The organism is Thalassospira sp. CA1 (assembly GCF_059052855.1).
Window position 1 is genome coordinate 162,795 of the sequence record NZ_JBZCIA010000008.1, and the last position, 20,751, is coordinate 183,545.

General features: G+C 56.8%; 16 protein-coding genes. 5 read left to right on the forward strand and 11 right to left on the reverse strand.

Annotation, left to right across the window (positions count from 1 at the left end):
- Positions 1-17: 17 nt before the first annotated feature.
- The 3 genes from AC5Q5A_RS14560 to AC5Q5A_RS14570 all read right to left on the reverse strand — a co-directional run bounded on the left by AC5Q5A_RS14560 (position 18) and on the right by AC5Q5A_RS14570 (position 4,338).
- The gene (locus AC5Q5A_RS14560) at positions 18-812 is read right to left on the reverse strand and encodes a calcium-binding protein (RefSeq protein WP_493895723.1); all 795 of its coding nucleotides are present in this window, start codon (positions 810-812) and stop codon (positions 18-20) included.
- Positions 813-1,144: 332 nt separating this feature from the next.
- Positions 1,145-2,527, reverse strand: a complete 1,383-nt coding sequence (locus AC5Q5A_RS14565; protein ID WP_120223726.1) for an HlyD family type I secretion periplasmic adaptor subunit — start codon at positions 2,525-2,527, stop codon at positions 1,145-1,147.
- Positions 2,524-4,338 carry a type I secretion system permease/ATPase gene (locus AC5Q5A_RS14570; protein WP_493895724.1) on the reverse strand — a complete coding sequence of 605 codons (1,815 nt, stop codon included), beginning with the start codon at positions 4,336-4,338 and terminating at the stop codon, positions 2,524-2,526. Before AC5Q5A_RS14570 ends, AC5Q5A_RS14565 begins: the two co-directional genes overlap by 4 nt.
- A 328-nt stretch (positions 4,339-4,666) precedes the next feature.
- Here AC5Q5A_RS14570 and AC5Q5A_RS14575 point away from each other — a divergent pair, with 328 nt between their 5' ends.
- A complete protein-coding gene (locus tag AC5Q5A_RS14575) occupies positions 4,667-5,167 on the forward strand; it encodes a MarR family winged helix-turn-helix transcriptional regulator (RefSeq protein WP_287443561.1) in 501 nt (166 codons plus the stop codon).
- Complete coding sequence (locus tag AC5Q5A_RS14580) at positions 5,164-6,369, forward strand: glycosyltransferase (protein WP_493895725.1); 1,206 nt, start codon at positions 5,164-5,166, stop codon at positions 6,367-6,369. Before AC5Q5A_RS14575 ends, AC5Q5A_RS14580 begins: the two co-directional genes overlap by 4 nt.
- A 117-nt stretch (positions 6,370-6,486) precedes the next feature.
- Here AC5Q5A_RS14580 and AC5Q5A_RS14585 read toward each other — a convergent pair whose 3' ends face one another.
- The 7 genes from AC5Q5A_RS14585 to AC5Q5A_RS14615 form a co-directional block, all read right to left on the reverse strand.
- Positions 6,487-7,878: an amidase family protein gene (locus AC5Q5A_RS14585; protein ID WP_493895726.1), complete on the reverse strand. Its 1,392-nt coding sequence runs from the start codon at positions 7,876-7,878 to the stop codon at positions 6,487-6,489.
- A 26-nt stretch (positions 7,879-7,904) separates the two neighbouring features.
- Positions 7,905-8,810, reverse strand: coding sequence for a 2-hydroxyacid dehydrogenase (locus AC5Q5A_RS14590; protein WP_493895727.1), 906 nt, complete (start codon positions 8,808-8,810; stop codon positions 7,905-7,907).
- Positions 8,807-10,426 carry an ABC transporter ATP-binding protein gene (locus AC5Q5A_RS14595; protein WP_493895728.1) on the reverse strand — a complete coding sequence of 540 codons (1,620 nt, stop codon included), beginning with the start codon at positions 10,424-10,426 and terminating at the stop codon, positions 8,807-8,809. Before AC5Q5A_RS14595 ends, AC5Q5A_RS14590 begins: the two co-directional genes overlap by 4 nt.
- The gene (locus AC5Q5A_RS14600; RefSeq protein ID WP_040822295.1) at positions 10,423-11,256 is read right to left on the reverse strand and encodes an ABC transporter permease; all 834 of its coding nucleotides are present in this window, start codon (positions 11,254-11,256) and stop codon (positions 10,423-10,425) included. Before AC5Q5A_RS14600 ends, AC5Q5A_RS14595 begins: the two co-directional genes overlap by 4 nt.
- A 1-nt stretch (position 11,257) precedes the next feature.
- Positions 11,258-12,235: an ABC transporter permease gene (locus tag AC5Q5A_RS14605; protein WP_493895729.1), complete on the reverse strand. Its 978-nt coding sequence runs from the start codon at positions 12,233-12,235 to the stop codon at positions 11,258-11,260.
- A gap of 93 nt (positions 12,236-12,328) precedes the next feature.
- Complete coding sequence (locus tag AC5Q5A_RS14610) at positions 12,329-13,861, reverse strand: ABC transporter substrate-binding protein (protein ID WP_238538653.1); 1,533 nt, start codon at positions 13,859-13,861, stop codon at positions 12,329-12,331.
- 115 nt (positions 13,862-13,976) lie between these two features.
- A complete protein-coding gene (locus AC5Q5A_RS14615; protein ID WP_493895730.1) occupies positions 13,977-14,747 on the reverse strand; it encodes a class II aldolase/adducin family protein in 771 nt (256 codons plus the stop codon).
- A gap of 188 nt (positions 14,748-14,935) precedes the next feature.
- Between AC5Q5A_RS14615 and AC5Q5A_RS14620 the strand changes: the two genes are divergently transcribed.
- The 3 genes from AC5Q5A_RS14620 (at position 14,936) to AC5Q5A_RS14630 (ending at position 18,165) form a co-directional block, all read left to right on the forward strand.
- Positions 14,936-15,640, forward strand: a complete 705-nt coding sequence (locus tag AC5Q5A_RS14620; protein WP_493895731.1) for a GntR family transcriptional regulator — start codon at positions 14,936-14,938, stop codon at positions 15,638-15,640.
- Positions 15,637-16,677 carry a histone deacetylase family protein gene (locus AC5Q5A_RS14625; RefSeq protein WP_493895732.1) on the forward strand — a complete coding sequence of 347 codons (1,041 nt, stop codon included), beginning with the start codon at positions 15,637-15,639 and terminating at the stop codon, positions 16,675-16,677. Before AC5Q5A_RS14620 ends, AC5Q5A_RS14625 begins: the two co-directional genes overlap by 4 nt.
- Positions 16,678-16,785: 108 nt before the next feature.
- On the forward strand, positions 16,786-18,165 hold the full coding sequence (locus AC5Q5A_RS14630; protein ID WP_008888976.1) for an aspartate aminotransferase family protein: 1,380 nt from the start codon (positions 16,786-16,788) through the stop codon (positions 18,163-18,165).
- Positions 18,166-18,281: 116 nt separating this feature from the next.
- On the opposite strand, the gene gyrB is transcribed toward AC5Q5A_RS14630, so the two are convergent.
- Positions 18,282-20,738 carry a DNA topoisomerase (ATP-hydrolyzing) subunit B gene (gyrB, locus tag AC5Q5A_RS14635; RefSeq protein ID WP_493895733.1) on the reverse strand — a complete coding sequence of 819 codons (2,457 nt, stop codon included), beginning with the start codon at positions 20,736-20,738 and terminating at the stop codon, positions 18,282-18,284.
- Between the last annotated feature and the right edge of the window lie 13 nt (positions 20,739-20,751).

A 20,751-nucleotide genomic window follows, 5' to 3' on the forward strand; every position in this document is an offset into this window, starting at 1 on the left:
CGGACGCCGCCAACGGATTACTGGACGCTAAAGAAGCTGTCCGGATCGTCCTGTACGTCTTCGGCATCGACATTGTTGAGGGTGATGGAATCCCCATTGCCAAGATCGATGACGGTGTTGGCACCGACTTGCGTTGCACGCGCAGCGACATCATCGGCACTTGCGATGCCGGTGTCGTTGATGTTGCTGCTAATGGAAAGCATGTCTTCGCCAGCCTGGAAGTCGAGGATGACGTCGTTGCCGCCGCCCCCGGAGAAGACAAAGGTGTCTGCACCGGAACCACCAGACATGATGTCATCGCCTGCGCCGCCTTCGAGGACATCGTCCCCGGAGCCGCCCAAGAGAACGTCATTGCCCTCGCCGCCCTGGAGAACATCGTTTCCAGAACCGCCAAGCATGACATCATCACCGGCACCGCCGAGCATGATGTCGTCGCCACCGCCGCCGATCATGACATCATCGCCAGAACCGCCGTCGAGGACGTCGTTGCCTGATCCGCCAAGCATGATATCGTCACCCGATCCACCTGACAGAACGTCTTCGCCAGAGCCACCTGAGAGCAGGTCGCTGCCGGCACCTCCGATCAGTGCATCGTCACCCGATCCACCAAACAGAAGATCATCACCTTCGCCACCAACGGCAACATCGTCGCCCGATCCGCCGAACAAGACATCATCGCCTTCTTCGCCAAACAGCACGTCATCATTACCTTGTCCGAAGATTGTATCGTCTCCGCCACGTCCGAAAATGACGTCACTGAAACGAGATCCGAGAAGCGCATCATCAAAGGCGCCGCCTTCGAGAGTTGCCATGTAATCCTCCTTCGTGTCCCAACATTAATGACATCGTGGGGATATTTCCCTCACGAGAGGATGGCCGTTCCCTCTGGACGTTCTGAGCCCCGTGGAAACGACCACTCAGAAATCCTATATTTTTTTATTTTGTCATTGGAGGGTATTGTCGTGGTTTTATTTTGTCAACATTATGACTTAGTTTGAGATTCATTACATTTATTGTCTGAATACTAGTTCAATTTTACTTATTATTTGGTTCAAAATTCGATCTATACTTGAAAAGAAAAGGGTCAATCCGGCACGAAACCGCGAAAGACCCCAAGTTAAATCCGCATGTCGCGGGGGGAGGATTACTCTTCGCGGAAGGCCTTTTCCATGCTTTGGGTGATGGGATCGATCAGGTAATCGATGGCCTTGCGCGGGGTTTTCAGAACCAGAATGTTGGCTGGCATGCCCGGACGCAGATTGATGTCATCATGTTTTGCCAGTTCGGCCGGATCAATCGCTGCGCGCACGATGTAGTAAGACGCATCGCGCTGTTCATCGACGGTTTGGTCAGCGGCAACATAGCTTACCTCGCCATTCAGGGGGGCCAATCGACGCTGACTATAGGCGGTCAGGCGAATTTGCGCCTTTGATCCGACCTGGACCGAGTCGATGTCCTGTCGGTTGATCCGTGCTTCGATCACCAGTGGTTCATCTTCGGGGATGATATCCATGATCGGTTCAGCCGGACTGATCACACCGCCGGGGGTCCTGATCTGGATATTGGCGACCGTTCCGGCCTGGGGTGCACGCACTTCGAGGCGATCAAGCACGTCCTGACTTGCGCGGATGCGTTGGGTGACATCATTGAGCGCAAGCTGGGCTTCCTGAATTTCCGTTGCGATATCGCTTTGCCATTCCATTTCGATCGAGGCGAGATTGATCTCGGCTTCGGCCTTTTGCTGTTGGGCGGCGGCACGCTGGGCTTTGAATTCGCCCATATCACCGACCAGATCCGACCAATTATTTTCAATCTCGACCAGCTGGGTGCGGGTGGCGAAGCCTTTTTCGGCCAGTTGGCGAATGCCCTGAAGCTGTTCGGCGACGAGCTTTTCCTGACGTGTGCGGGCCTTGATCTGTGACACCAGTGCCTCGGCTTCGGCCTCGAACTGTTCGATCTGTTTGGCCTGGGCATCACGTTTGGCGGCATAGACTTCCTTGCGCTTGGCAAACAGGCGTTTTTCATCGCTGAGGATATCGGCGACATACGCCTCGTCACTGGCGAGAAGTTCCTGTGGGAAGGTGATGTTTTCCTGCCCGCGCTGTTCGGCGCGCAATCGGGCAAGCTTGGCCATCAGGCCAAACCGTTCGCCGCGCAACTGGCCGAGTTCCGACTCGCTGCGTGTGCCATCAAGAAGGGCAAGGGTCTGGCCCGCGGTGACTTTTTCGCCTTCCTCGACCAGAAGCTGTTTAAGGATGCCGCCCTCATAGTGATTAACCACTTTCTTTTTGGAATCGACAATCACCGAGCCGGTCGCGACAGCCGCACTATCGAGTTCGGCGGTAAAGCCCCAGGTCAGGAACCCGCCAAACCCCAGCACAATGACGAATAATCCGGCCAGGATCGGCTTGCGCAGGCTTTGGCGCGATGCTTCGCGTTCTTCCGAGAGGATCTGGTGCCAGGCGACTTGCGGTTCTTCGGCCGGGAGTGCCGCGCCACCGCCTTCAAGATTAATGACACGGGTCATGCCGCACCTCCGTTTTCATGTTTACGCTTTACCGGGGGCAGACTTTTGATGTCGTCGCTTTCATTGGACAGATTGCGGATCACGTCTGTTCGTTCGCCGAACTGTTTGACCCGTCCGTCCTGCATCACCAAAAGCTTGTTGGCATATTGCATGATGCTTTGACGGTGCGCGATCAGCACCACCATTGCACCGGAATCCGCAGCCTGGCGCACCGCACGGATCAGGGATGCTTCGCCCTCGGCATCAAGGTTGGCATTGGGTTCATCAAGCACCAGCAGACGCGGCCAGCCATAAAGCGCGCGTGCCAAAGCAATGCGTTGTTGCTGCCCGCCAGACAGGGTGTGGCGACCGGCACCAATCGGGGTGTCATAGCCCAGCGGCAATCGCCCGATCATTTCATGCACGCCGGCTGCACGGGCAGCCTCGATCACCTTGCGCGGGCTTGCGTCGCGCATGCGGCTGATATTGTCGCGGATGGTGCCGTTCAGAAGCGATACCGATTGCGGCAGGTATCCGACCATGTCGCCAAATGATCCGCGCTCCCACAGATAAGCATTATGGCCGTCAAGATAGACACCGCCCGTCGCAGGCTTTGCCGTGCCAACCAGCAATCTTGAAAGGGTTGATTTACCGGCCGCAGACGGCCCGACCACACCCAATATATCGCCCGGCGACAGTTCGAAACTGATCCCGCGCAGCACCGGCACATTTGACCCCGGCACGGCATAGACCAGATTATCGACAACCAGCGGACCTTCGGAACGCGGGGTTGGTTTGATTTCGCGTTCGGACTGGCTTTCTTCGAGCATCAATCGAATGCGTTTCCACGATGAAAACGCCCCGACCCATGCCCGCCAGTCGCGGGTGACATTATCAAACGGCAACAACAGCCGCCCCATGATCACGGTCCCGCCGATCATGGCACCCGGCGTGGTTTCGCCCTGAATGACAAGGTAAGCGCCCATGGCCAGCACAATGATCTGCATGCCAAACCGGGCTGAACGGGTGATGGAATACATGCCCTTGCTGCGCACGTTGCCGACATCAAGCAATTCGCTGGCGTGGATTTGTGCCTGACGCCAGCGGAGCGCAAGGGCTGGCATCATGCCCATTGCCTCGATCACTTCGGCGTTTGAAACCGTCGATCCGATATCGCCGATATTGCGCAGATTGGCGTCTGTTCCTTCCTTGGTGACCTGACGGACCATCACATCACCAAGCAGGCTTAACCCGATCAGGGTCAGAACCGCCACCAGCCCGGCAATCCCGTAATAGGGATGCAGGGCAAACATCACGAAAAGGAAAATCGGCGACCAGATCGCTTCAAGCGGGGCGGCGATGGTGGTGCCGGTGATGAAGTTGCGCAGATCAGAAAGGTCGCGCAGGACCTGGGTGCCGTGCAGCGATCCCTTTTCCAGTGCCACACGCATGGCCGCCGAAATTGCCGGCAGGTTCAACCGGCGCAAAAGCGACTTTGCCATTTCCTGAAAGACAAGCGCGCGCACGAAATCAAGGATGCCATAGAGAATGATCGCACAGACCGCGATCACCAGAAGCAAAAGCAGGGTATCTGTGCTTTGACTGTTGATCACGCGGTCATGCACCTGAAGCATGAACAGCGGCACGGTAAGTTGAAGGATATTGATGAAGCCGCTCATGACACCGGCCCATCCGAGCCCGCGCACGAACGTAAAGCGGGCCTCGCGAATGACCGATCTTGCATCAAGTTCGGGCCGGGCTTCCTTCGCATTCACGGGCGAATTCACAGGCGAATCCACCGGTTTTGCCAGCTTTTTGCGGCGAAATTGCATCGAAAATCATCCAATTAAGCAAAAGTCATAGTTTTTCCGCAATCTAATCACATAGTTGCGATGACAGGATGATCTACAATAAAATTAAATATGTCGATCTCATGTTGATGATTAGACAATGTAAAAATATTAACAATGGAAGTAATTCAAAAATAAAAACACTTTCGAATTACTTCCGGACAACGAGCAAACCTGCGGGAAGAAAGAGGCGTTCGGAAAAATTGTTCAAGAACAACGTCTTGTTATCTTCCCCAATACGAAATTTGTGTCAGGGCAATCGCGCCTTGGCATCAACTCTCGCTTGGGACCAGATAACGGATCGAAACTCATGACCGTCACTCATCTTGAACTGGCAAATACCGTCGAGCGGATCTATCGGCGGTTTGCGGATTTGTTACGGGTAGATCTCATTCGACTCGGAAAGGATGACATCAGCCCGGCGCAAGTGGCGCTGCTTTTTACCATTGGCGAAGATGAACTCTCGGTGCGCGATCTTCTTGATCGTGGCCACTATATGGGTTCAAACGCGTCTTATAATCTTAAACAGCTCGCGGAATCGGGCTATGTCGAACGTCAGGTCATGGCGCGGGACAGGCGTTCTGCCCGTTTGAAATTGACCCAAAAGGGCCATGAACTCTGTCAGGCATTGCACGAATTCCACGAAGAATATCACGACGCCCTGACCAACAATCTTGAAGACCAGCAGGAGATGGAGACAGCGCTGCGTACGTTGCGCAGACTGGAAGAATTCTGGACACAGACGCTCAGGTACGGGGGTGTTCCCATCAATGGGTCCGTCGCCGTGCAGGAGGCACGAAACAGACGATGAAGATTGTCCTCGTTCATCGTCATGGACCGGGACAGTTTGTACATCTTGCCTGCCATCTGGCCGATGCCGGATGGCAGGTTTCCTTCCTGTGCGAAGCAATGAATGTGCGCCTGCCCGGCATCCGGACACTCCGCCAGCCTGTCACAGCCCCACCGCCCGCCATACCGTTTGCGCAATATCATCAGGATGTGGGTCTTAAGGCCGCCAGAACCCTTGAAAGCCTTGTGCGCGAAGAAGGCGCACCGGACATTGTTTACGGCCATATCGGTTGGGGCAGCATGATGTTTGCCCGCGACGCTTTGCCCAAAACACCCCTGATCGGTTATTGCGAACATTATTATCACGCCACCGGGCGTGACGTGGGCTTTGACCCTGATGATGAAATCACGCTGGCGAAACGTGCCCAGCTTCGCGTGCGCAATGCCGCCCAACTGACGACACTGGATCAGCTTGATGCCGCGATCAGCCCGACCAAATGGCAGAAATCGGCGTTTCCAGCGGCCTATCACCACAAGATCGGCGTCTGCCATGACGGGATTGATACCCACCGCTGCCAGCCAAATCCAAACGCCAGCCTGACCTTGCCCGATGGGCGGGTACTTACCGCGCGTGATCAGGTGATTACCTATGTCGCGCGCGATCTTGAACCCTATCGCGGGTTTCCGACCTTTATGCGTGCGGCCGCCAAACTGGCCCAGCAAAATCCGGATGCGCAGTTCGTGATCGCCGGGGGCGATGGCGTCAGTTACGGACAGGCGCGCAAGGACGGGCGAACATGGCGTGATGTGATGATGGCAGAAACGCAGATTGATCCATCACGCATTCACTTTCTGGGCCAGATCCCCCATGACCAATTGATCCGGATGTACCAGATCAGTTCGTTGCATGTTTACCTGACATATCCGTTTGTTTTGTCGTGGTCGGTGCTGGAAGCCATGGCGTGCGGGGCACCTGTGATCGCCTCGGACACCGGGCCCTGCCACGATATGATCCGCGATCGGCAGAACGGATTTCTGACCGATTTCTGGGACAGCGATGCGCTGGCAATCAAGATGGCGTTCTGCCTTACCCATCGTGACGACCTGACACCCCTGCGTGAACGGGCCCGCAAGACGATCCTTAATCACGTTGACCTTCGACGGTGTCTGGATCGGCAAACGACCCTGATCGAGAATATGGCGTCGGGCAGAAAAAGCCGGTGATGGCATCATATGCCAAAAGCAAAGCCAAAGATGAAACTTACGTCGCCTTTGGCTTTTGCATATTCGCCTCAAGCTAAATTAGTTGATTACTTAAATAGAAATTCAAACGGACAGTAATCACATCGTCATCTGCGGCAGACCAAAGCCCTGTTCAAGCACCTCGCCACCTGTCAGGCAGATGTCTTCGCGCCAGGGGGCGGTGACGAGTTGAACACCCGACGGGACATTGTTTTCGACACCCGAGCAGATCGAAATCGCCGGAAGCCCCAGCAGCGGGATTGCGATTTGCGGCAATTGCGCATTCCAAAGGCGGGTCAGGGTCGCGGGACCTTCAAGGTCCTCGTCCTTGCAAAATGGCAGTTCGGCCGAAACCGGCATCAGGACGACCGGATAGTTTTCAAGGAACGCGCGCCAGTCGCGGATCAGGGCGGAACGGCGCAGGAAGAGCTTGCTAAACGTGTCCTTATCAATCGCGGCGGCGCGATCGGCGTAATGTTCGAGAAGGGCAATCGCGCCCGGATCGCCTTCGGCCCGGGCGGCTTTCAGTTTGGCTTCGTGATCATCCGAAAGCCAGAGGTCGATCTGAAGATCAACGGCCTCGCGAATTTCGGGGATTTCCGGGGTTTCGACTGTCCAGCCTGCGGCGCGGAAAATCTCGGCGGCACGTTCTAGATCGGCCAGAATGCGCGGATCGGTCTCAATGCCGCCGGGATGGGTGACAAGGGCGACACGCTTGGCAAAGTCGGGGCCGCGAAGCGGCATCGGCACACTCCAGGGATCATCGGGGGAATAGCCCGCCATGCCTTCAAGCCCAAGCCTGAGATCATCAACCCTGCGTGCCAGCGGTCCTGATACCGCCATCAATTGTGCGCCAATCGGACGATCACCGCCGGTCTGATTGAACATCGGAATGCGACCATGGGTCGGGCGCAATCCCTGAATGCCACAGGCATAGGCCGGGTAACGCACGGAACCCGCGATATCCGTGCCATGGCCGATATGCCCCAAGCCCGCCGATGTCGCGGCACCCGCCCCGCCCGAGGACCCACCCGGTGTGAGGGCCGGGTTATGGGGATTAAGCGTCGTGCCATGCACCTTGTTGGAGGTAAACCAGCGATAGGAAAAGGCCGGTGTGTTGGTGCGGCCAATCACAATCGCGCCCTTGCTGCGCATGTTGCGCAAAAACGGGCTGTCTTGGGTTGCGATCAAATCCGAAGCCAGCGTCGTGCCATTGGTGGTGGCATAGCCCGCCTGATCGGAGATGACCTTGATCGTGACCGGGACGCCCGCCAAGGGACCGACAGCATCCCCGGCCTCGATGCGGGCATCAAGCAGCTCTGCCTCTTGCATGGCGTCATCTGCGCAATCCTGAACGATGGCGTTGATGGCCGGATTGACCCGCGCCACACGATCAAGCATTTGGCGAATGACCGAGGTGGCGCGCATTTCCCGGCGTTTGATGCGGCGGGCCAGTTCGCGGGCAGACAGGGAATTCGGATCGCTGGTCATGTGGGGCGCTACCTTATGGGTTTGGGTTAAGCTGTCATCGGCTCGGACTGAAGCTGGTTCCGGCGGATGGACAGAACGGTCGCCTTTGGTTCGCAAATGCTGGCGACATGGGGGGTGACGAAAACCTTGGGATGGTGCCAAAGCGGATGTCCGGTTGGCAGAGGCTCAGTTTCAAACACATCGAGCGACGCGCCCGACAAATGCCCCCGATCAAGGGCATCAACAAGGGCGGTTTCATCGACCTGCCCACCCCGGCCCAGATGGATCAGGGCGGCACCCTTTGGCAGTTTTGCCAGATTTTCTGCACCCAAAAGTCCCTTGGTCTGATCGGTGAGCGGCAACACATTGATCAGAATGTCGCTTTGGGCGAGAAAATCATCAAACCCGCCATCGATATAATGCGTTACCCCGTCTTCGGGCGGCTTTGGGGCGGATCGGGAATAGCTTGCCACCGGATAGCCCAAGGCCACCAGTGCCCTTGCCACCGCACGGCCCATCAGACCAAAGCCCAGAACACCAATGCGCCGTGCACGGGGAGATAGTCCGGTCAGCTGGCGTTCCCAGTGCGCGATTTTCTGATTAGCAAGAAGATTGCCCATATTGCGATGGTGCCAAAGCACATGGAAGGTGGCGAAACCGGCCATTTGAAGCGCCTGATCCGGGTCTTCAACCCGATGGATCGGCACCCCCGGTGGCAAGGACGGGCATGCCATGATGGCATCAATACCGGCCCCCACCGAATAGATCGCGCGCAAGTTTGGATAGCGCGTAAAGGCGTCCGGCGCCGGGACAAAGGTGACCATGAAGCTGACATCTTCGGGCCGGTCGATCTCGCCGGGCAGACGCAGGTCCAGTTCGGGTGCCAAGGCATCGAAATGCGGGCCATAAATGCCCCGCAAATCGATTTTGCTACAAGACAGAACGCCAATCATGCGGGCACTTCTTCGGTTTGGGCCCAGTCCGCACCGGGCACGGCGGCGAGAAGTTGACGGGTATATTCCTGTTTCGGGGCCAGGAAGATTTCATCAACCCGACCAATTTCAACCAGCTTGCCCTTTTGCATCACGGCAATGCGATCACATAGCTGTGCCGCAACCCGCAAATCATGGGTGATGAACAGGATCGACAAAGACAGCCGTTCGCGCAAATCGCGCAACAGATCAAGCACCTGTGCCTGGATCGATACATCAAGTGCCGAAACGGCTTCATCGGCAATGATCAGTTCGGGCTCCATGGCAAGTGCACGGGCAATCCCGATGCGTTGACGTTGCCCGCCGGAAAATTCGTGCGGATAGCGCATGGCGGCATCGGCACCCAGGCCGACAATCTCAAGCAGTTCGCGGGCTTTGGCCTGTGCCTTTTCCTTGGGCACGCCGCGATTGATCGGCCCGTCGGTCAGGGCGCTCATGATCCGCTGGCGCGGATTAAGCGATGCATAGGGATCCTGAAAAACCATCTGGACCTTGTTGCGCTGACGGCGGAGTTCTTCCTCAGACAGTGCGGCAAGATCAACCCCGCCGACCATGACATGACCGCCATCCGGCGTCACCAGCCGAACTGCCGTGCGGCCCAATGTTGACTTGCCCGACCCGGACTCGCCCACCAAACCAAGGACCTCGCCACGCGCCACGGTGAGCGAGACATCATCAACCGCATGAACTTCACGCACGGGCTTGAACAAACCGCCACCCGTCCGGAAAGTTTTACGCAGATTTTTGATTTCAAGCGCCGGTGTATCGCTTAGTTCGCGTGCCTCCGGAAGTTTTCCGGTTGGAATGGCATCAAGCAGACGTTTGGTATAGTCGTGCTGCGGATTATCAAGAACCGATGCCGCATCACCGCGCTCAACGACCTTGCCTTCGCGCATGACAATCACCTGATCGGCGATTTCGGCGACCACACCAAAGTCATGGGTGATGAACATCACCGCCATGCCGCGCTTTTTGCGCAGATCGAGAATAAGCTTCAGGATCTGCGCCTGGGTGGTGACATCAAGGGCAGTTGTCGGTTCATCGGCGATCAGGAGTTTGGGCTCCAGCGCCAATGCCATGGCGATCATCGCACGTTGGCGTTGCCCACCTGAAAGCTGGAACGGATAGGCACGGATGATTTTTTCCGGATCGGGAAGCCCGACTTCGCGCACAAGGTCCAATGCACGTTTGCGGCGTTCGGACTGGGTATAGAGACCGTGTGCAGCGAACACCTCGGAGATCTGATCACCGATGCGCATCAACGGGTTGAGTGCGGTCATCGGTTCCTGAAAGATCATCGCGATCTGGGCACCGCGCAGGGCCTGCTTTTCAAATTCGGGCAGGCGCAAGACATCGCGGGCTTCGAACATCGCCCGGCCTGATTTGACCTCGACCCCCTGGGGCAGCAGCCCCATCAGGGCATTGGCCGTCATTGACTTGCCAGAGCCGGATTCACCGACCACACACAGGATCTGTCCCTTGTCGATGTCGAAGCTGACATTTTCGACTGCGAAGGGGCGATCTGCACCCTCGGGCAGGCCGATTGTCAGCCGTTCAATTGTCAGTGTCGCACTCATGCTTTGCCCTTTCGCGACAGATGCGGATTGAAGGCATCATTGAGCCCCTCACCGATCAGGTTGAGCGCCAAAACGGTGATCACGATAGCAATGCCGGGGAAGAAGCTAAGCCACCAGCTGGTGCGGATGACGGTGCGGGCCGCCCCGATCATATATCCCCACGACATTGAGTTCGGATCGCCAAGCCCAAGGAACGAAAGCGAGCTTTCAAGCAAGATCGCGGTCGCGACCATCAGCGATGCCATGACAATGATTGGCGAGACGGTATTTGGCAGAACCTGCTGGATCAGGATGCGCGGTTTTGAAAGACCGGCCAGACGTGCCGCATCAACAAATTCACGCGTGCGTACCGACATGACCTCGGCCCTGACCAGGCGGGCGACGGGCGGCCAACTGACGATGGCAATCGCAATGGTGATGGAGGTCAAGGTTGGTTCAAAAATCGCCACCAGCACGATGGCCAGTGCGAAGTTCGGGATGGTCTGGAAGAACTCGGTGAAGCGCATCGCGCCTTCATCGACATAGCCGCCATAGAACCCGGCCAACGCGCCCAACGGCACACCGATCAGCAAGGCAACCACGGTCGAAACCAGCCCGACCAAAAGGGAAACCCGCGCGCCATAGGCCAGTTGGGCGGCCACATTGCGGCCCAGTGTATCTGTGCCCAGGGGCAAACCATCAACGGCAAAGGGTGCGAGGAACGGACGTTGAACCATTTGCCAAGGCCCATCGGAGAAGATCAAGGGGGCGATCAGGGCGATGACGATCACGGAGATCAGCAAGACGACACCGATCATGGCGCCCATGTTGCTTCTGAAACGTTTCCACATGTCAGCTACGGGCTCCGATACGGGGATCGACAATGCGATAGACAATGTCGGTCACGATGTTGAACAGGATGACCATGGCCGCCGAGACAAGGAACACGCCCAAAATCGTGTTGTAGTCACGTGCTGCCAGGCTTTCGAACATCAGACGTCCAATACCGGGCCAGGCAAAGACCGTTTCGGTCAGAACCGCCCCGCCGACAAGTTGACCCGCCTGCAAGCCAGCCAAAGTCACCACCGGCAAAATGGCATTGCGCAGGATGTGACGACGGCGAATGACCGCATCCGACAGACCCTTGGCCTTGGCGGTTTTGACAAAATCAAGCTGCGAGACTTCGAGCATGGATGCACGCGCCATGCGCATATAGACCGCGGTAAAGAACAGCCCCAGTGTCAGGGCCGGCAGGATCAGGTGGCTGCCAATATCAAGAACACGTTCCAGACCGGTATAGTTCGCCCCGACAGTTTCATAGCCAAAGCCCGGCAGCCATCCAAACCATACGGAAAACACCAGAACCGCCATAAGGGCCAGCCAATATAGCGGGGTTGCATAGAATAAAAGCGCCATCGTGGTCAGGACGGTATCGGACGGTCTGCCTACGCGCGCGGCGGCGGCAACCCCAAAGGCAATGCCCAAAACCAGCGAGACGACGAAGGCCGTTAATGTCAGCAGCAAGGTTGCCGGCAACCGATCAGCAATAAGTTCGGCCACAGGCGCGCCCTGGCGGAAGGAATAGCCAAGATCAAGTTGCACAATACCGGCGACATATTTGCCAAGCTGGACATAAAGCGGCTGATCGAGGCCAAAGCGTTCGCGCAGCTGTTCGATCATCTGCTCGTCAGCGGCACCGGCTTCACCGGCCAGCACGACAGCCGGATCACCCGGCGCGGCATGGATGAGGAAAAAGTTCAGAATCGCAATGGCCAACAAGGTCAAAATAGCCTTGGATAGCCGCGACACCACGACAGCGAATATGGTCATAGGTCCCCGTAGCATCCCGTATTTGAAATCCCGCCTGAACGCGGGCAATCAGGAAAAGAAGGGGGCGGACCGGCAATCGGTCCGCCCGCAATGTTACTTCTTGATCCAGGCGTTACGTGGACCGTCATTGATACCGATGGCCGTGGTCACCAGATCGTTGACATTGCAACGGTAGATCGTCGGGAAGGTCAGTTCCTGCATCCAGGCGACCGGAACGTCATCGACGATTTCCTTCTGGATTTCGGCATAGGCTGCTTCGCGTTCTTCGGGTGTTACCATCGTCGCAGCAGCGGCCCATTTTTCGTCGAGTGCCAGGTTTTCATAGCCTTCGACATTGTTCCACGGGCTGCCTTTTTTGATGCGATCAGCGGTATAGTTGCGCGAAACACCAAGGGCCGGATCACCGTACTGATAGAGATAGGTGAAGGCCATGTCGTAATCCCACTGGGACGTTTTTTCGTTCCACCCAGCGACATCAGAGCTGTCGATTTCGGCATTGATGCCGACTTCGCTGAGATTCTGACGCACGGCCTCGGCCCAGCGTTGCCAGGTTTCACCATATGGCAGCGGCAGGATACGGACAGGTTCGCCGTCATAGCCCATCTCGGCCAGAAGTTCCTTGGCCTTGTCCGGGTTGTGATCATAAATGGTCACGTCATCGGAATAGAAATTGGTGCTCGACGCAATCGGGCCGGTCGCAACTTTACCAAAGCCGTTCCAGACCACATCGCGCATGAATTCACGATCCATGGCGTACATTACGGCCTGACGGAACTTCTCGTTGGCGGTCGGGCCTTCGCGGTTGTTAAGCCACATCCATGCCAGCGGTGCGAGGAATTCCCAGCCCTTTTCGGTGACACAAACACCATCCATTTCGGCCAGACGCGGGATATCCCAGTTTTCAACCGAACCGCCCGGCAGAACATCAACTTCGCCGGTTTCAAACGCCACCGCACGGGCCGCAGCATCCGGAATCACACGGTAAAAGACTTCGTCCAGATACGGCAGGCCATCGACATAGTAGTCCTCGTTCTTAACAAGGTGAATGTGGCTGCCCTTGACCCATTCCTTGAACTTGAAAGGACCGGTGCCAATCGGGGTGGCATTCGCCGGGTTGTTCGCAAAGTCAGTACCTTCGTAGATGTGCTTGGGCACGATCGGCATGGTGCCGTTTTCAAAGGCGTTGATAAACGGACCAAAAGGTTCTTTCAGCTTGAAGACAACCGTCATCGGATCCGGTGCGGTGATGCTTTTGACATAAGCCAGCGACGCACGCAGACGTGCATGGGTTTCACGCAGGAAAACATCGGCGGAAAAGACAACGTCATCGGCGGTGAAATCTTCGCCGTCATGCCATTTGACGCCTTCATTGAGCTTGAAGGTGTAGGTCAGACCGTCGTCGGAGATTTCCCAGCTTTTGGCCAGGCTCGGCATCGGGTTCAGGTCGCTGTCATAGCGCAGCAGGCTTTCATAGATATCGCCTGCAACCAGCTGGGTCGGGCCATTCTGCACGAGGCCGAGCATCAGTCCCGGTGGTTCGGGCTGAACAACGATGTCAAGCCGACCGCCAGCTTCCTGTGCCGCCACTGGCGAGGCCAGGGCGGCGGCGATGAGAAAAGTAGTCACCTTTAAATATTTCATAGCATTCCCTGATTGTGTTTTGCATTTAGGTTCTTGTTTTTATTGGTGTTACGCACGGTTTGTTTAGCCAAAGGCCACAGACGTGACCCAAGTGCACAGGTTACCCGAGGTAACCCGGGGCGCTGGCATCAAGCCGGCGCAGTTGGGCGGCCCATTCCGGGTCTGGTTTGCCCTTTTGTTCATAAGAATCGTACATCGACTGGTATTGGGAGGCCGTGTGCTCGGCAACGTCATGGTCCAGCACAACCGGCGTCAGGCCCATCCCCAGCGCGGCCACTTGCGCCTTGCAGGACCTTTCAAGGTTCAAGGCAAGCTTGACTGCCTCGGCCACCGAGCGCCCCAAAAGAAGCGTCCCGTGATTGCGCAGCAACATCACCGATTTATCGCCGAGATCGGCAACGATGCGGGCGCGTTCCTCAAGATTAAGCGCAATGCCTTCGTAGTCGTGGAAGGCAATCCGGTCGTAAAACTGTGCCGACCACTGATTGAGCGGCAGCAATCCTTCCTGGTTTGATGAAACCGCCACACCTGCCACGGTGTGTGTATGGAGCACACAAACTGCATCGTGGCGCGCCATGTGAACTGCCGAATGGATGGTGAAGCCAGCGGCATTCACCCCCGCACCATAGGGGTCATCAATCACGGCACCGGTTTCATCGACGGTTACCAGATTGGCCGCGGTGACTTCGTCAAACCGCAGGCCGAACGGATTGAGCAGAAAGCGTTGCTCGCCCCCGGGTCCGGATGGGAGCCGTGCGGAAATATGGGTGTAGATGCCGTCATCCATGCCCTCGAGTGCGATCAACCGATAGGCCGCAGCCAGATCGCGGCGGATTTCGGATATCGATTGATCACTCATAGCATCGCGCATTAATGCCGCCCTTTCGTTATGTCGCTTTTTTGATTGCTTCAAGGCTGCGGGATGATCCCGGCGCAGTCAAGTAAATTGTCGACAATCTACAATTCGTTGCCTAGACTGACCGGAGTCATGCATCTTTCTTTGGCGTCTGTTGCGGGCTTCATTCAAAGAATTCAAATCCACCTTCTGCGGGCTTACATATGACACAGACACAGCCGTCCTCCGGCTTCCAACAGATTGATCGTGAAGGGCTCGTCCAGCGGGTAGCCAAGTTGCTGAGCAAAGCAATCGTTAGCGGAAAGCTTGCCCCGGGTGCGCGGTTATCCGAATCGGTCGTCGCCCGCGAACTGGGAGTCAGCCGGGCACCGGTCCGTGAAGCAGCAAGGTTGCTTGAAAGTTCGGGACTGGTGAGGTCCGAGCCGAACCGGGGATTTTTCGTGCGCCAGGTTTCGATAAAGGCGCTCGATGATCTGTATGAGTTGCGACTGGCGATTGAGACGGCCGTGGTCGAACGTCTGGTGCAGAACTGGAACGACGAGATCGAGGAGGCCCTGAGCGCACAGGTCGCCGAGCTTCACCGGGTTGCCACCGAAGAGGCCGATATTTTCACCCAGGTCGAAGCCGACATGCAGTTTCACCGGCTGATGTGTACTGGCAGCGACAACCCGAAATTCCTGCAGGTGTTCGAACAGGTCGCCATAGAAACCGAGTTCAGCATCATGTTGATCGGGCAGCTGTATGACGATCCGACCCGCATTGCAGAAACCCACGAACCGATTCTTGAAGCCCTGCGGGCACGCGATGCCACCAAGGCCGTTTCGGCGATCCGCTACCACATTTCGGAGGCGCAACGCATCGTGATCGATCAGTTCCGCCTTCTGGAAGAAGGCAAAACGTCGACATGAAATGCTTCTACGCCCCCGAAACCGAAACACACGATCCGATTTTTCGCCTGACCTATGGCAAGATCCAGCGCAATGCCGAACAGGCCGAACGCGCCAAGCTTTTGCTGGCTGGCCTTGATGCACTTTCCCTATCGGTAACCGAACCTGAACGCGCCCCGATTGCGGCCCTTGAAACCGTTCATACCAAGCGTTTTTTAAAGTTCCTCGAAACGGCGTGGGATGAATGGCAAAAGCAGCCCGATGCAGGCCCGGAAGTCGTCCCCAACGTCTTTCCGCGTGCCGCAACGTCATCCTATCCGCACACCATTCTGGCCAAAGCAGGCTGGCATATGGGTGATACGTCTGCCCCGATTGGCCAGCATAGCTGGCAGGCGGCCCTGCGCGCCGCCGATTGCGCCATTGCCGCAACCGATGCTGTGCTGGCGGGGGATGACAAGGCCTATGCGCTGTGTCGGCCGGCGGGGCATCACACCAGTGCCGAAATTGCCGCCGGTCATTGTTTGCTGAACAATGCCGCCATTGCGGCCGCACGCCTGCGTACCGCACATGATCGCGTCGCCATATTTGATATCGATGTCCATCATGGCAACGGCACGCAGGATATCTTTTATGATCGCAACGATGTCCTGACCGCCTCCATCCATGCCGACCCCGCGGACTATTACCCGTTCTTTACCGGCTTTGCCGATGAGACCGGATCGGGTGATGGCGAAGGATATAACCTTAATCTGCCCCTGCCTCGCACCACCACAGACGCCGCATGGCTTGCCGCAATTGATACCGCCCTTGACCGTATTGACGACTTCAATCCCGGTGCGCTGGTTCTCAGCCTTGGGCTTGATACGCACGAAGATGATCCGTTGCTTGGCATGAAAGTCAGTTGGGACGGACTGCGCCGTGCTGGTGAAAAAATTGCTGCGGCGGGCTATCCGACGGTTATTGTGCAAGAGGGTGGATATCTGACACCATCGCTGACCACGTCGCTGACATCTTTTCTTTCGGGTTATTTGGGCGCAAAAATACCCGCACTTGAGTGAAACTGACCCGCATCAGCCACCAATGGCGGGTTTGATCGCAACCGCATATACTGCAAAACAAAATGGCCGCCCCATATCAGGGCCTCATCATCAGAACGGGAGTTTCACATGAACCATCGGCCGAATTCGCTCCACATGTCCGACATCGCACATTCGATGCATCCATACACCAATATGCGACTGCATGAAGAAAAGGGCCCGATGATCATGGCCGAGGGCAATGGCGCCCGCGTCACCGACAGCGAAGGCAAGGAATATATCGAAGGTCTTGCCGGGCTTTGGTCGGTTGCGGTTGGCTTTTCTGAAACCCGTCTGGCCGATGCGGCCTATGCGCAGCTTAAACGCCTGCCCTATTACCACAGCTTTGCCCACAAGGCGCACGAGCCATCGATCCGTCTGGCCGAAAAGCTGGTGGAAATGACGCCCGAGGGCCTGAACCGCGTGTTCTTTACCAATTCCGGTTCGGAAGCCAACGACACCGTCGTCAAGATGGCGTGGTTCCTTAATAACGGTTTGGGCCGTCCGGAAAAGAAGAAGTTCCTGTCGCGCACCAAGGCCTATCACGGGATTACGATTGCCTCGGGCTCGCTGACCGGCCTTGCCGGCAACCAGAAGGACTTTGACCTTCCGGCCATTCCGGTGACGCATCTGAGCTGCCCGCATTTCTGGCGTTATGGCGAAGAGGGCGAGACCGAGACCGAATTCACCGCGCGCCTTTTGAAGGAGCTTGAAGACACCATCATTGCCGAAGGCCCGGAAACCATTGCGGCCTTTATTGGCGAACCGGTCATGGGTGCGGGCGGTGTGATGACGCCGCCAGAAGGGTATTGGCCGGGTGTGGTTGAAATCTGCCACAAGTACGACATTCTGGTCGTTTCCGACGAAGTCATTAACGGTTTCGGCCGGACTGGTGCCCGTTTTGGCTGTGAAAAATACGGCTTTACGCCGGACATTCTGGTGACATCCAAACAGCTGACCTCGTCCTACATGCCGCTTGCCGCGATCGTTGTGAATGACAAGGTCTATAACGCGATTGCCGACAACACCGCCAAACTGGGTAATTTCGGCCACGGCTTCACCGGCACCGGACATCCGGTTGCCTGTGCGGTTGGCCTGGAAAACCTCAACATCATCGAAGAACGCGATTTGATGGGCAATGCCAAACGCCTGGAGCCGATGTTCCAGGATGGTTTGCGCGCCTTTGCCGATCATCCGCTGATTGGCGAAATTCGCGGTGTTGGCCTGATTGCGGGCCTTGAGATGGCAGACAAGAAAACCAAACAACCGTTTGGTAAACCGGGCACGGTTGCCGCCAAGGTCGTGGCCCTTGCCGCCGAGGAAGGGCTTATTTGCCGCAATGTCTATGACACGGTTGCACTCTGCCCGCCGCTGATCGTGACCGAGGATGATGTCCGTGAAATCCACGCCCGCCTCGGCCGTGCGCTTGACCGGGCGCTCGATTGGGCGAAGTCCGAAGGGATGCTCTGATCTGAAAATCGCTGTGCGAAATTAGTACGCGAAGCGCACCAATGAAAAAGCCGGAGATGGGTTTTCCCATCTCCGGCTTTGTTTTTCTTGGCGTTATTTTACAACGTCATGGTCGCTTATACGTCGAGGTTTGCGACCTTGAGCGCGTTCGACTGAATGAAGTCGCGGCGGGGTTCGACGACGTCGCCCATGAGGGTCGAGAAGACTTCCTCTGCCTCGTCGGCGTGGGCAACTTTGACCTGCAGGAGCGAACGGACGTTCGGATCGAGCGTGGTTTCCCAAAGCTGATCCGGGTTCATTTCGCCAAGGCCCTTATAACGCTGCACCGAAATGCCGCGGCGGCCATATTCCATCACCGCATTGACCAGATCGACCGGACCGTTGATTTTCCAGGTCTTGTCCTTGGCAACGAATTCTGCGCCCTTTTCAAACAGTTCGCGCAGTTCGCCAAGGATACCGGCAATCGCGCGGGCCTCGGCCGAGCGCAGGATGTTGCCATCAATCACGTGACGCTGTTCAACGCCGCGCAGCATCCGCCAGAGCACGATTTCATCGAGCGGTGCTTCGCCGTGCCAGCCGCGATCATAGTCTTCTTCAAGGGTATCAAGATGTTTGGCGAGCGTTTCAGCCGCCTCAAGGCGTTTGCCATCATCATCAAGCAATGCCGGGTTCAACGCACCGGCAAGGGTTGCCTGTTCGAGCACGGAGATCGGAAGCTTGATCGATAGCGGCTCCAGGAAGCCCTTGGCCTTACGCGCCAGTTCGACCACGCGGACCAGATCCGGCCCGGCAAGCTGCTGGCCACCGGAAAGGGTAAGCACGGCTTCTTCGGTGCCCTGTGCGGTCAGATACTGCTCCATCTCGCGGTCGTCCTTGAGATACTGGACCGAGTTACCGCGTTTGGCGCGATAAAGTGGCGGCTGTGCGATATAGAGATAGCCGCGTTCGATCAGTTCAGGCATCTGACGATAGAAGAAGGTCAGAAGCAGGGTTCGGATATGCGCACCATCGACGTCGGCGTCCGTCATGATGATGATTTTGTGGTAACGGGCCTTTTCGATATTGAAGTCATCACGACCAATACCGGTACCCATGGCGGTAATCAGCGTGCCGATTTCCTGACTTGAAAGCATCTTGTCAAAGCGCGCGCGTTCGACGTTGAGGATCTTACCGCGCAGCGGCAGGATCGCCTGGAAACCACGTTCGCGGCCCTGTTTGGCCGAACCACCTGCGGAATCACCCTCCACGATGAACAGTTCGGCTTTGGACGCATCGCGCTCCTGACAATCGGCAAGCTTGCCCGGCAGGGACGAGATATCAAGCGCGCCTTTACGGCGGGTCAGTTCGCGTGCCTTGCGGGCCGCTTCACGGGCAGAGGCGGCTTCGACCACCTTGGAGACGATCTTGCGCGCATCGGCCGGATGTTCTTCAAGCCACTGTTGCAGCTTGTCATTGACGATGTTTTCAACGACTGGGCGGACTTCGGACGAGACCAGCTTGTCCTTGGTCTGGGACGAGAATTTCGGGTCCGGAACCTTGACCGAAATTACGCAAGACAGGCCTTCACGGGCATCATCACCGGAAAGGGCAACCTTTTCCTTTTTGGCGATGCCGCTTTCCTGGGCGTAGCTGTTGATCTGACGGGTCAGAGCGGCACGGAAACCGGCCATGTGCGTCCCGCCATCACGCTGCGGGATGTTGTTGGTAAAGCACAGCGTGGTTTCGTGGTAGCTGTCGTTCCACTGCAGGGCGACTTCGACGGTGATGCCGTCTTTTTCGCCTTCGATGCAGATGGCTTCTTCGATCTGACGGGCCTTGTTGCGGTCAAGATATTCGACAAAGGCGCGAATACCGCCTTCGTAATGCAGTTTGATTTCGGTCGGTTCGCCACTGCGTTCATCACGTAGCGTCAGGATCACGCCCGAGTTCAGGAAGGCCAGTTCGCGCAGGCGGTGTTCCAGTGTTGGCAGGTCGAAATCGGTCATGGTGAAGATTTCGGCATCCGGGTAGAAGGTCACTTCGGTCCCCGAAAGCGGCGTGCCATCCGCGGTCAGCGGTGCATCACCGACAACCTCAAGCGGCTTGATCGCATCACCACCGGAAAACTCCATGTAGTGTTCTTTGCCGTTACGCCAGACGCGGAGCTTGAGCAGCGTCGACAGCGCGTTCACCACCGACACGCCCACGCCGTGCAGACCACCGGAAACCTTATAGGAGTTCTGGTCAAACTTACCGCCGGCATGCAGCTGGGTCATGATGACCTCAGCGGCGGAAACGCCTTCTTCCTTGTGCATGTCGGTCGGAATGCCACGGCCGTTATCGCGGATGGTGGCAGAACCATCACCGTTAAGCTGGACCCAGACGGTATCGCAGTGACCGGCCAAGGCTTCGTCGATTGCGTTATCGACGACTTCGTAGATCATATGGTGCAAACCGGTACCGTCATCGGTATCGCCGATATACATGCCCGGACGTTTGCGCACAGCTTCAAGGCCCTTAAGAACCTTGATCGATTCTGCGCCATACTCCTGCGACTGTTCACCAGTGTTCGGCGTTTCGGTTTCGTTGGTCATAGGGTCAGAACCT

Bases quoted from the DNA above. Each gene is read 5' to 3' on its own strand.
- AC5Q5A_RS14560 (WP_493895723.1), bottom strand. From the start codon at position 812: ATGGCAACTCTCGAAGGCGGCGCCTTTGATGATGCGCTTCTCGGATCT.
- AC5Q5A_RS14565 (WP_120223726.1), bottom strand. From the start codon at position 2,527: ATGACCCGTGTCATTAATCTTGAAGGCGGTGGCGCGGCACTCCCGGCC.
- AC5Q5A_RS14570 (WP_493895724.1), bottom strand. From the start codon at position 4,338: ATGCAATTTCGCCGCAAAAAGCTGGCAAAACCGGTGGATTCGCCTGTG.
- AC5Q5A_RS14575 (WP_287443561.1), top strand. From the start codon at position 4,667: ATGACCGTCACTCATCTTGAACTGGCAAATACCGTCGAGCGGATCTAT.
- AC5Q5A_RS14580 (WP_493895725.1), top strand. From the start codon at position 5,164: ATGAAGATTGTCCTCGTTCATCGTCATGGACCGGGACAGTTTGTACAT.
- AC5Q5A_RS14585 (WP_493895726.1), bottom strand. From the start codon at position 7,878: ATGACCAGCGATCCGAATTCCCTGTCTGCCCGCGAACTGGCCCGCCGC.
- AC5Q5A_RS14590 (WP_493895727.1), bottom strand. From the start codon at position 8,810: ATGATTGGCGTTCTGTCTTGTAGCAAAATCGATTTGCGGGGCATTTAT.
- AC5Q5A_RS14595 (WP_493895728.1), bottom strand. From the start codon at position 10,426: ATGAGTGCGACACTGACAATTGAACGGCTGACAATCGGCCTGCCCGAG.
- AC5Q5A_RS14600 (WP_040822295.1), bottom strand. From the start codon at position 11,256: ATGTGGAAACGTTTCAGAAGCAACATGGGCGCCATGATCGGTGTCGTC.
- AC5Q5A_RS14605 (WP_493895729.1), bottom strand. From the start codon at position 12,235: ATGACCATATTCGCTGTCGTGGTGTCGCGGCTATCCAAGGCTATTTTG.
- AC5Q5A_RS14615 (WP_493895730.1), bottom strand. From the start codon at position 14,747: ATGCGCGATGCTATGAGTGATCAATCGATATCCGAAATCCGCCGCGAT.
- AC5Q5A_RS14620 (WP_493895731.1), top strand. From the start codon at position 14,936: ATGACACAGACACAGCCGTCCTCCGGCTTCCAACAGATTGATCGTGAA.
- AC5Q5A_RS14625 (WP_493895732.1), top strand. From the start codon at position 15,637: ATGAAATGCTTCTACGCCCCCGAAACCGAAACACACGATCCGATTTTT.
- AC5Q5A_RS14630 (WP_008888976.1), top strand. From the start codon at position 16,786: ATGAACCATCGGCCGAATTCGCTCCACATGTCCGACATCGCACATTCG.
- gyrB (WP_493895733.1), bottom strand. From the start codon at position 20,738: ATGACCAACGAAACCGAAACGCCGAACACTGGTGAACAGTCGCAGGAG.